This window comes from Yersinia artesiana (assembly GCF_902726545.1).
Lineage (GTDB): Bacteria > Pseudomonadota > Gammaproteobacteria > Enterobacterales > Enterobacteriaceae > Yersinia > Yersinia artesiana.
Genome location: NZ_CACVAD010000056.1, coordinates 18,951 through 29,669, shown reverse-complemented (window position 1 = coordinate 29,669; position 10,719 = coordinate 18,951). Strand labels below are relative to the sequence as shown.

Here is a 10,719-nt window from a genome sequence, read left to right as displayed (position 1 = left end):
ACCATGCACAACGCCATATTTAAAAATACAAAATCAATATCATGGGATAATTCACTTTACTAAGTGTGAAAATTCCTACAAATAAGAAAGAAAGCAGGAGTAAAATGAAAAAGCCGTTAAGTTAAATTAGGAATTTCGCCCATAACAAAGTCCTAAAGTCACATATCAATAACAATTTAACGCACTGTTATTATTGAATATTAACAATAAATAGCCATGAGATTGTTATCGAGGTTTTAAAGTTCATTGAGCGAAAAAACCTTGCATGTAATAATCCCTCCCTTAAACAGGATTAAAAAATAGTTATTATAAATCTTCATCCACATAATCAACGCAGCGGATGGAGATAATTTTTGATATTCCTACGTGTATATACGCAATTGATAAAACTGTTGTTTCGCTATCGCTGAATATGTTAAATCCGAATAAGTGAATATCAACAGATGCGATTCTACTGATTAGGCGAAATAAAGCTGGCATAACAACTGAGGCAGTAAGTGGATCACAAATTTCTTGATTACTATAATAAAGAACTGACTTTTATGCGCGAAATGGCGCAGGAGTTCGCAGATAAGCATCCTAAAATAGCGGGCCGCTTAGGCATGCACGGAATTGAAGTTGCCGATCCCTATGTCGAACGCCTGATCGAGTCTTTCTGCTTTCTCTCTGCCAGAACACAAATTAAGCTGGATGCCGAATTCCCTAAATTTACTCAGCGCTTGCTGGATATTGTCTATCCCAATTACAACTCCCCCACCCCTTCCATGGGCGTGATTCAACTGAAGCCAAACCTAAAAGAAGGTGATCTGACTCAGGGTTATAATGTCCCTCGTGGCAGTTCATTTTTCACCCATATTGCCCCAGGTGAAACGACCCGTTGTGAGTTTCGCAGTGGGCAGGATGTCGGATTATGGCCACTGGAGATAACAGAAGCGCGCCTAAGCTCCATTCCTCCCGATATGCCTAATCTGGAAAAGCACCGTATTTCCTATCATCGGCTAAAGGGTGCCTTGCGCATTAAGTTAAAGCTGGTCGGCGACCTGCAATTTTCACAGCTCGCCGGGCTGGATAGGCTGCCTATCTATATCAATGGTGACGAGAGGATCGTCTCTCACATCTTTGAGCTTCTGCATGCCAGCCATGTTGCAACCATCATCCGCGCTGGGCACGGCGTGACAGCAGAAGATACCGTGATAAGCAATGACGCTCTGGCTTTTGAGGGGTTAAGCCCTGATCAAAGCCTGCTGCCACTGTCGTGGAATATTTTCCATGGTCATAACCTGATGCAGGAATACTTCACCTGCCGCCAGCGGTTCTATTTTTTCACGCTGACTCAACTGTCCAAAAGTCTACGCAATAATCACACCAACGAAGCGGAGATTATTATCTTACTGGATCGGCTGCCACAAGAGCTGGTGAGTCATGTGGCCCCCTCTCGCTTCCTCTTGAACTGCACCCCGGTGATTAATCTATTCCAGAAGCGCATGGACAAGATTGAGATTAATCGTGCACTGAATGACTTTCATGTGGTGCCAGACCGAAGCCGCCCACTCGATTACGAGGTTTTCTCCATCACAAAAGTCTTTGGTCAACAGGCGGAAACCAGCAAAGAGGTGGTATTTAACCCACTCTACCAAACCCGCCATTGCGACAATGGTAATTTTGGTCGCTATTTTTCTATTACCCGTAAGCCCAGAACGAGTCAGAACAATAAACGTAAATATGACACTCGTACGCCTTATGCCAGCACTGAGGTCTTCGTTTCGCTGGTTGATCAACAAGAAGCGCCCTATGGCGATAACCTGCGGTATTTATCCATTGAAGCGCAGGTGACTAACCGAGATCTGCCGCGATTGATTACCAGTAATGGCAATTTTGAATTAACCATGGCGGATTCAGCTCCAGTACACGGCGCGCACTTTGTATTTCAGCCCAGCCCCCCACGGCCCCCTTTTGCGATAGATGAATCAGCCTGGCGGTTAATCCGTCAGCTCAGTTTCAACTACTTGCCGCTATCCGATATGACCCACGCCAATGGGGGTGAGTCGCTACGTAACATGCTACGTCTGTTTGTTAGCGCCTCAGATCTTGAATCGAACACACAAATTGATGCACTGGTTGGCTGCCAAAGCGAGCCGGTAATCAGACGACTGCCCGGTAACGGCTTACTGGTTTATGGTCGTGGGATCTGTTGCACCCTGACCGTTGATGAAGAAGGGTTCTCCGGCATCAGCCCCTATCTGTTTGGCTTGATCATGGAAAACTATTTGGCACGCCATGCCGCGATTAATGTGTTTACCGAGACTGAACTGCACTCAATGCAAAGAGGGCGTGTCGGTCAGTGGAAAGCCCGTCCTGGTCGCCGGGGAGTGCTGTAATGCAACCGGACGACAGCATGCAGCCGCAGAGCCAACTCAATCTGGATACCTGGTATCAGCAAGCAGAGCCTTGGAATGCCGGTTTTATCAGCATGATGCGGGCTAATGCGGCGCGAACCCCCGATATGCCCGCTCCCGCGAAAGCTATGCTGCCGAAACAGGAAACTTTCCGTATCGGGCAAAGTGCCAATATGGCGTTCTCACCACGTGAGATAGCACATGTTGAAATGAAAGACGGGAAGATGGACCTACAGCTTTTTGGTCTGGGTATCTGGGGGCCGCACGGCGCGATGCCGTTGCAAATGACTGAACTGGCCTACACCCGCGCTGAGTTGCATGACCATACACTGACCGATTTTGCCGATCTCTTTCATCATCGAGCGCTATCACAGCTCTATCGTGCATGGTTTGTCTCTCAGGACACCGCGTCGCTAGACAGACAACATGATGAGAAATTCTCTTTTTATATCGGCAGCCTGGCCGGTTTAGACCCCGCGGAGCTGACACACAGTGCGCTGCCGGTGCATGCCCATCTCGCTTCATCCGCCCATCTTATACGTGAAGCACGTAACCCCGAAGGCTTAGTCGGCGCATTGCAATACTACTTTGAAGTGCCAGTTAGCATGGTCGAATACGCCCAACAGTGGATCTTTTTGGATAAAAGTGACCAGACGCAACTGGGTGATGGTGCCTCGGCGATGCTGTTAGGCGATGGTGCCATTCTGGGCGATACCGTTTTAGACCGACAGCATAAATTCGAGCTGATACTCGGCCCACTCAGCCTGCAACAGTATTTACGATTTAGTCCATCAGGACAGGATTTACCGGTATTACGTGAATGGGTGCGTAACTTTGTCGGATTTGAATATGCCTGGGAAGTGCAGTTGCTGCTCACCGCCGATGAGGTTCCAACCGCCACATTGGAGGGCACCAGCCAGTTGGGATACACCAGTTGGCTAGCCAGAGATGATGTCACTGCCAACGTGCGCGGAATGAGTTTTGAACCCGAAATGCACCGTTATTAATCCATCAGCATCACGGCTAACTCCGAGAGTGAAAAATTAAACGACGTCCACCCATGGCGTTAAAAGGAAGAAACATGAGTGTACCAAGTATCGCGGATAGCACCGGTTATTATCACCGCCTGATGCAGCCTATTCCGGGGGATAACCCTTGCGGCCCAAGCCTGGAATATGACTCGGCATTTCTGATGCTGCAAACAAAACTGCAACCCAAACTAACCGCCGAGTACGGTAACTTTGTTGAAGTCGCGGAGCCAACCAACTGGACCGACACCGAGCGAAAATGCCTTGAGCTGCTAGGTAAAGCCCGCGATATTCGGTTACTGATCATTCTGATGCGCTGTCGGCTGCGGCAAATTGGTGTAAGTGCGGTGCAGGAAGGGCTGGAAGCCCTGTTGTGGTGTCTGAGTACCTGGCCGGATGAACTACATCCACAATTACTTGATGAAGGCGAGTTTGAACCTTTCATGCGGGCCAATGCTTTTGCAGAATTAGACGATATTGATGGTTTTATTGCTGATTTTCGCAACCAACCCCTGCCCAAAGCCGCAGGAATGCAAATATCAGTCAAAGAGCTTGAGAAAGCGTATTCGTTCCCGCGCGAAGAAGGCGCACTGGAAGAAGCCACTCTGGAAGCCATTGAGCATGATTGGCAGGCCCGCTCCGATAGCGCGATCCTCTCATTGCAGAAAGCTTATGCATTGCTGTTGGAATTAACCACGCGTCTCCACCATTCTCTCGGTGATGTCACCCCAGATTTTGCCAGATTGACGGCGGTGTTACGCCATTTTGGCGGAAGCAATATCGCCGATATCACGCCAATCGCGGCCTTTGAAACACCTGAATATATTACGGCAACCGAGGACAGTGAAGCCTATACCACGGCCCCGGAATGGCAGCCTGAGGAAATAGTCACCGCAGTCAGTGCACCCACTGATACTGCGACGCCCACTTATCCGCCCGCGCCACACTCGCCACCATTGCAACAGCCACCGGCGATAGCCGTTGCAGCGCAAGTTCCCACCGCGCCCAAAGGAATTCAAAACCGCGCGGACGCGTTATCCCGACTCATTGAAGTACGCCAATGGTTTGCGACGACCGAGCCTAGCAGCCCGGTGATCGCGCTATTGTCTTTTTCAGAAAAAACCATTGGCAAAAGCTTTGGTGAATTACTGCAAATCATTCCACCAGAACTGATTGCTAAACTTGATGCAGGACAGGAGTAGTTAGCCATGACAAGGACGCTTTTTATATTGGCATTCGGCGCGATTACCGCCGGGCAAGCAAGCGCCATCTGTACCATTGATACAGAAAGCGATAAAGGCGGATCTCTGCCATCAACCATGAGTATACCTGGGTTAATTCTCACTATTGATGCAGATGCCCCCGCAGATACTACTAAGTTTATTGCTGAGGCGGATTCAGCAATGCAGGGGACGAGGGTGACCTATGTCGATTGCGCCATTGGCAACCCTTACGGTAAAAATGTCGCCGCCTTGCTGGGAAATGATTTGGGTAATGGATTGTTTGCCACCAATATCGACGGTATTGCTATTAAACCCATGTGGAATAATGGCGGTGCTTTTGGCTTATTCAACACGAATGGTGCGATGGAATTTACCACTGAAATTGGTCGTTGGACGTATCCGGCTAACACCTATTTCAGAATTGAGTTATATAAAACCAAAGAGACACTCTCCTTAACCAATACCGCCGGTCAGTTGGTTTTACCGGCAGGTACTGCGGCCTATAACTGGGTGAACAGTAATAGCGTAGCCAACTTCGCACAGAAACTGGACATCGGTCAAATCACCATTATTAGTACCCCCTCTTGTACTTTTGACGGCACCAAAATAGTGGATTTCGGGCTGGTCACCTCCGGCAAATTAAGTCATGGGGTCGAACGGGATCTGGAGTTTGATATCACCTGTAAAACCGATTACGGGCAATATTCAGCTACCGCCGCCATTACCACGCAAACGCCAACTGCCGATGGGAATTACATCAAAGTCACAGACAAGGATGGTCAGGATGACCGGATGCGCATAAAAATCAGCGACAGTTCCGGCAAATTACTGGCACTCAATGGCAGTGATCGCGAGCAAAAGCTCAATATCGCCAGTGCGACACCGGCTGAATTCAAGTGGAAAGCCACTCTGGAACCAGTATCAACCACGGCCAAACCCGCTAACGGCAACTTTAGCGCCGCCGCAGAAATTATCTTGCAGGTTAATTAACCCATTAGGGCAACACTGTTAATTTACACGGATTATATATGCAGTCTGTATCTTCTATTTTTGTGAGCATTGCGAGCTATCGGGATTCAGAATTGATCCCGACGCTACATGACATGATAAATACAGCTAAAAGTCCCGAAAATCTCAATATTGCTGTTTTCTGGCAAGATGAAAATGACATCAATACTTTCATTAGTCAGGGAATGCGACTGATAGAAAGTCAAACCCATCTTGGCTATCCATTGCATCAATTGGAATATAACCAGGCGCATATATGGGTTTTAGCTGTGCATTATTATGAGAGCAAAGGGGCTTGTTGGGCCAGACATATGGCTGAAGGGCTTTTTCAGGACGAAACTTATTTCTTGCAAATAGACTCCCATTGTCGATTTATTCAACACTGGGATCATGAAATGATCACGATGTTAAATAATCTACGTGACAAAAGCCCTAAGCCGATATTATCCGCTTATCCTCCAGGCTATGAACCCGGTGAGAATGAAAACAGAAAAGATTATGTTAGCCGGCTGATTTTTAATACTTTTACCCCTGAAGGCATGGTGCAAATGATGTCCACGCCTTTTACCGAAAATGCGCCTGTGCGCTGTGGGTATTTAGCTGCTGGTTTCATATTCACCGATGGCTGCTTTGTTCGTGAAGTCGCTAACGACCCCGACATTTTCTTTCTGGGGGAAGAAATTGCCATGGCTGCTCGCGCTTTTACCCATGGCTATGATTGTTATGCTCCGCACAAAATCCTGCTGTGGCATTTCTATACCCGCAGCAAGCACAGCAAAGTTTGGTCGGATCACAATAATGAGGCCAAGAAATCTGGCGCGGTAGAACTGGCCTGGTGGGAGCGGGACAAAATCGCTAAAAGCCGGGTCCGTACTCTTCTCGGCACTGAACAAAACAACGCAGAACTTGGCTGTTATACCTTGGGTTCACAACGTACTTTACAAGAGTTCGAATATCGTCTTGGGGTTAATTTTAGCCAGCGAAGCGTACATCCGGATGTCGTCGGTACCAGCAAAGTCAGTTATTTCACTGATCTCCCTGCCTCCCACGAGCAGTGGCTAGAACCTTTAATTCTGGTCAATAAAAAAACGCTAAAAATAGAAAAGCATGAAGCCGATTTCACCCGTGAAGATGTGGAATGGTGGCACATAGGTGTTTATAACGCACAAAACACTCAAGTTATGGCTGAACATGTTGATATCAGCAATATGAAGAAAATCATTACCAAAACCGATGACTCAATCTTTGAGTTAAAACTGGCCTTTAATACCGAAACGGATTCAAACCCATGCTCTGTCAGAATATGTCCTTATATTCGCTTGCAGGGTTGGGGTGATGTTGTGGAGAAACCCTGGTGAAAAGCGAAGACATTTTCAAACAAATTTTAAGCATCGACACCTTATTATCTTTTAACGGTATTATTCCGTCGTTATCCGGTTTTCAGCGAAAACTGATTGAGCAGATCGAAGCATTTTGCCTCACCCTGAAATCAGAACAACACCCCCCCATCGAAGTGGACAGGTTATGTCACCAGCTTTGCCACTATCTGGATAAACGTACTGAAAATACAATTAAAGATAAGGGGCTAAGTTGGGATAACTATTTGTTATTAGACTATTTCTATGGTTACAGCACGCCAGCTCCTGCTGATAGTGTCAGCCTGGAAGCGCTATTAAATAGTGATGATGAAGTCATCTGCCAATATGCGCTAAAAATACTTGTCCTCGCGCGTAATTTGCCTTCCCGTGATGTGAAATCACAGCAATTACTTGCGCAGTATGGTCATAAGCTATCACCACCTAATCGGGTTATGGATAACGATTATCTTCAGGTGGAGCCAGAACCGGAGGAAACAGGCGAAAATGAGGAGCCTGTCAAAATAGAACAAACACCAGAGCCACGTCGAATTTGGCGATCGTTAGTCTTACCTCTCTTTGCCGCCCTGTTATCGCTCAGTGTGTTTTGGTTTTGGTGTTCTCGTTATTTAGGTGATCTGTCTTAAATGTTTAAGCTCAAATTAAATAAGTCGCTATTACTGCTCTGGTTGGCAACCAGTGGCGTATTAATAGCCAGTATGGCTTTGTATGAAAATACGTTATGGAATAATGCCATTTTTATTATTTTCCTGGCGCTATTGGTGCTCAACGTATGGTGGCATTACACCCTTAAATCGGAACCCTCTCAGCCAGAACCACAACAGCCCCCTCAACCGACGGTTGTAGAAACTGCACACCAGGGGAATACCGTTATTTTGATTCTTGGCCCCTATGCCGCCAAGTGGTTTAGTCATCCAGGAGCTGCCGATAATACGCGTTTTTCCAGTCAGGCTATTTGGATCTTAATTCCTGACCCAGAAACATTGCAAAAAAAGCTCAAACATATTGCGGCACATCACCCGTCGGCACAGGTCTTGGCCTTTTTCCCGTTCTTACCGGATGTATATGAAAATACATCAATTATCATTTCACAATTGACAAAATGGCAGAACAGTTTTTCTGCATTATCCTTGCAAACACCCCTTCCCTGCGTGTTTGCTATCTATATGCAGTTAAGTGAGGAGCGTCTTAGCCATAATCCTGATAATGCATATTGGACTGGGAATATTAATCTTGCCAATAAAAAAGAGATTGATATTACAACTGCTTTCCAAACATTGAGCCAAAAACTTGAGTCGCAGGATACTAGCAGTGCTGCGTTTTCTTCTCAGCGTCACGCCATTGCACATAATTTATTTATTTGGTTAAACCAATCCGGCGTGACAAATAGCTTAAAAAGCCTATTTTCCCGCACATCATTACAGCTGACTGATGTGATTTTATCCGATAACGGAAAAGGGTTTATCAAACATGGTGCCTGGTCGGTATGGCTGGAAAAAACATTGGGGATTTTGCCTGGTTTGGCCTCATCCCTATCACGACCACCTTTCCCGGAAGTAATTAATTGGCGAAAACCACAAATAGCCCCAGTAGTGAAATCGACTGCTATTGAAACCCCGACACCGCCGAAATGGTTATGGAGTTTAGGTTTTGCCACCGTGCTATTAGCAGTACATATGGCCTATTCTTTATCACAAGAAAAAACTCGCCATGACCAATTTAACCAACAGATGGCAACTTTGGGCAATATGAACGATATATCCATGCAACATATTACGGATAATATTGAGAAGTTAACTGATAAGGCCAAAATATACTCTAACTGCCTGAATATAATAAATATTACACGATGGGGATTATCCCAATGCGCACCGCTATTAAATAAAATAAATCATCAAATTGAAAGTTATCAAGCTATCCCTGCGTTTAGTTCTACCCAAATGGCCCCGATGTTTGATTCAAATAGCATAAAACTGAAGCCCAATGCGCAAACAAACGAAACTTTGGCATCCTTGTTACTGCTGGTAGAGCAGCATCAAGGTAGAAAAGTTCTCATTATCGGTCATTCGGACAATACCGGCAGTGCTTCATTCAATACGACAATTTCCGAACAACGCGCAGTTGTGGTACGGGACTGGTTAATCAAAAACAGTGCTCTTGCAAAAGAAGATTTCATTATCCGAGGGATGGGAGCATTAGAACCAGTTGCATCAAATGACACACCAGCAGGACAAGATCAAAATCGGCGCGTTGAAGTGCTGTTATTACCCATACATAACAAAAATGCGGGAGCTTAAAATCCTATGAATGCTATTTCTTCTACTTATTCTATTTTTGAGGGCACCTTTCTGACAACGGCCCCGGTTCTGGATCAGTCCGTGAACATTTTAATGTTCAGAGATCCGGATAACCACGAATATACCATTATCATTAACCGTGCTTTATTAGATGAAGAACAAACACCTGAAGACTTCTGTGAAAAAGAGATGGAAGCATTACGCAATAAATTACCTGGATTTCAAATTGAGGGAAAATTACTCAAACATGAGCTTGGTCCAGCGAAACTGCCCGTAGTCCAAGTAGCAAACAACTTTTTGCAAGATGGGGAAATTACTCGCCAGGTACAATCCATCGTATTACTGCCGCATCATGCCATCTCAAATCCAGCTAATCGTGTCGTACTTATTTTCACTTTGACGACCGCCGGAGGTGAATTTACTGAACATCAACGTAAGCATTACGTACAAATTATTAATAGCTTCAATCCCAAAGTTGTCTCAGCCCGTTAATATCAGTCCAAAAATCACTTCACGCGACATTATACAATATAGCGTGAAGTGATAATTTCACTACTGATGGGGAGATAATTTTCGCTTGTCGCAAAAAGGAATGTGATATATCGCAGTAAAAAACACACTGTAAATCAGATACAAATAAATATGGCTTCTTTATTGCTATAGTTTTTCATATGTGATGCATAGTTATAAAACTCTAAGCGATTTAATACGCCCAGTTTTCTTATCGCATTTCTTCGATGGGTTAATACTGTCTTTTCAGAGCGCTCAAGTATATTTGAAATATCGGTAATCGTATAACCTTGTCCTGTCAACTCTACCACTCTACTTTCAGTAATAGAGAGTTGGATATAATTCTTAAGTCCTAACCGTCTGAATATATCGCTGTTCATCATATTGCAGTGACTGAGGCGTGCAATTGCCAAGATTTTCTTGATTTTAGAGATGATGTCATAGATATCGAGTTGACTGCTGTTAAAAGGAATATTGACTGTCATCATCGGGGTATGAATACTACTGGTGCACTTCGCAATATATCCACTCTCTTGATATATATTGACGATCACCATAAAATCTTTAAATATCACATTAGCCAGGTGTGTCGATTTTTTTTCATACGGATTAAGAAATACATAATCCTCAACACCCTCTTTATTAAAAACTTTCTGGAGTAGAGAATGCAAACCTAACTCATAGAAAGCATTTTGGGTTGTAATCGCTACACTTAACATTTTAAACGTCCCTTTCTTTTTACTCACTATCCTTAGCCAGGATGGATTGAACGAATTTTGAATAGAAATGATGACTAAAAAGAGTCATTAGCAGAATTTTATCTTTGCGATTGTCACTCTTTCACTGAATAACTCAGGGATGTGATAAGTGAAAAGTTAAAA

General features: G+C 45.0%; 9 protein-coding genes. 8 read left to right on the top strand and 1 reads right to left on the bottom strand.

Annotation, left to right across the window (positions count from 1 at the left end):
• The first annotated feature begins 497 nt into the window (after positions 1-497).
• From tssF to HU019_RS16910, 8 genes are all read left to right on the top strand, one after another.
• Positions 498-2,378 carry a type VI secretion system baseplate subunit TssF gene (gene tssF, locus HU019_RS16945; RefSeq protein ID WP_174847309.1) on the top strand — a complete coding sequence of 627 codons (1,881 nt, stop codon included), beginning with the start codon at positions 498-500 and terminating at the stop codon, positions 2,376-2,378.
• Positions 2,378-3,403 carry a type VI secretion system baseplate subunit TssG gene (tssG, locus tag HU019_RS16940; protein WP_174847310.1) on the top strand — a complete coding sequence of 342 codons (1,026 nt, stop codon included), beginning with the start codon at positions 2,378-2,380 and terminating at the stop codon, positions 3,401-3,403. Before tssF ends, tssG begins: the two co-directional genes overlap by 1 nt.
• A gap of 74 nt (positions 3,404-3,477) precedes the next feature.
• Entirely contained in the window at positions 3,478-4,626 is a 1,149-nt protein-coding gene (locus HU019_RS16935; RefSeq protein ID WP_174847311.1) for a type VI secretion system protein TssA, read from the top strand.
• Positions 4,627-4,632: 6 nt separating this feature from the next.
• Positions 4,633-5,637, top strand: coding sequence for a fimbrial protein (locus HU019_RS16930; RefSeq protein ID WP_174847312.1), 1,005 nt, complete (start codon positions 4,633-4,635; stop codon positions 5,635-5,637).
• 38 nt (positions 5,638-5,675) lie between these two features.
• Positions 5,676-7,013 carry a GlcNAc-transferase family protein gene (locus HU019_RS16925; protein ID WP_174847313.1) on the top strand — a complete coding sequence of 446 codons (1,338 nt, stop codon included), beginning with the start codon at positions 5,676-5,678 and terminating at the stop codon, positions 7,011-7,013.
• A complete protein-coding gene (locus tag HU019_RS16920; protein ID WP_174847314.1) occupies positions 7,010-7,657 on the top strand; it encodes a hypothetical protein in 648 nt (215 codons plus the stop codon). The genes HU019_RS16925 and HU019_RS16920 overlap by 4 nt, the downstream gene beginning before the upstream one ends.
• Positions 7,658-9,328 (top strand): OmpA family protein, encoded by a 1,671-nt coding sequence (locus HU019_RS16915; RefSeq protein ID WP_174847315.1) that lies wholly within the window; start codon positions 7,658-7,660, stop codon positions 9,326-9,328.
• A gap of 6 nt (positions 9,329-9,334) precedes the next feature.
• Positions 9,335-9,820 (top strand): DcrB-related protein, encoded by a 486-nt coding sequence (locus HU019_RS16910; protein WP_174847316.1) that lies wholly within the window; start codon positions 9,335-9,337, stop codon positions 9,818-9,820.
• 134 nt (positions 9,821-9,954) lie between these two features.
• Here HU019_RS16910 and HU019_RS16905 read toward each other — a convergent pair whose 3' ends face one another.
• Complete coding sequence (locus HU019_RS16905) at positions 9,955-10,557, bottom strand: helix-turn-helix transcriptional regulator (RefSeq protein WP_174847380.1); 603 nt, start codon at positions 10,555-10,557, stop codon at positions 9,955-9,957.
• Between the last annotated feature and the right edge of the window lie 162 nt (positions 10,558-10,719).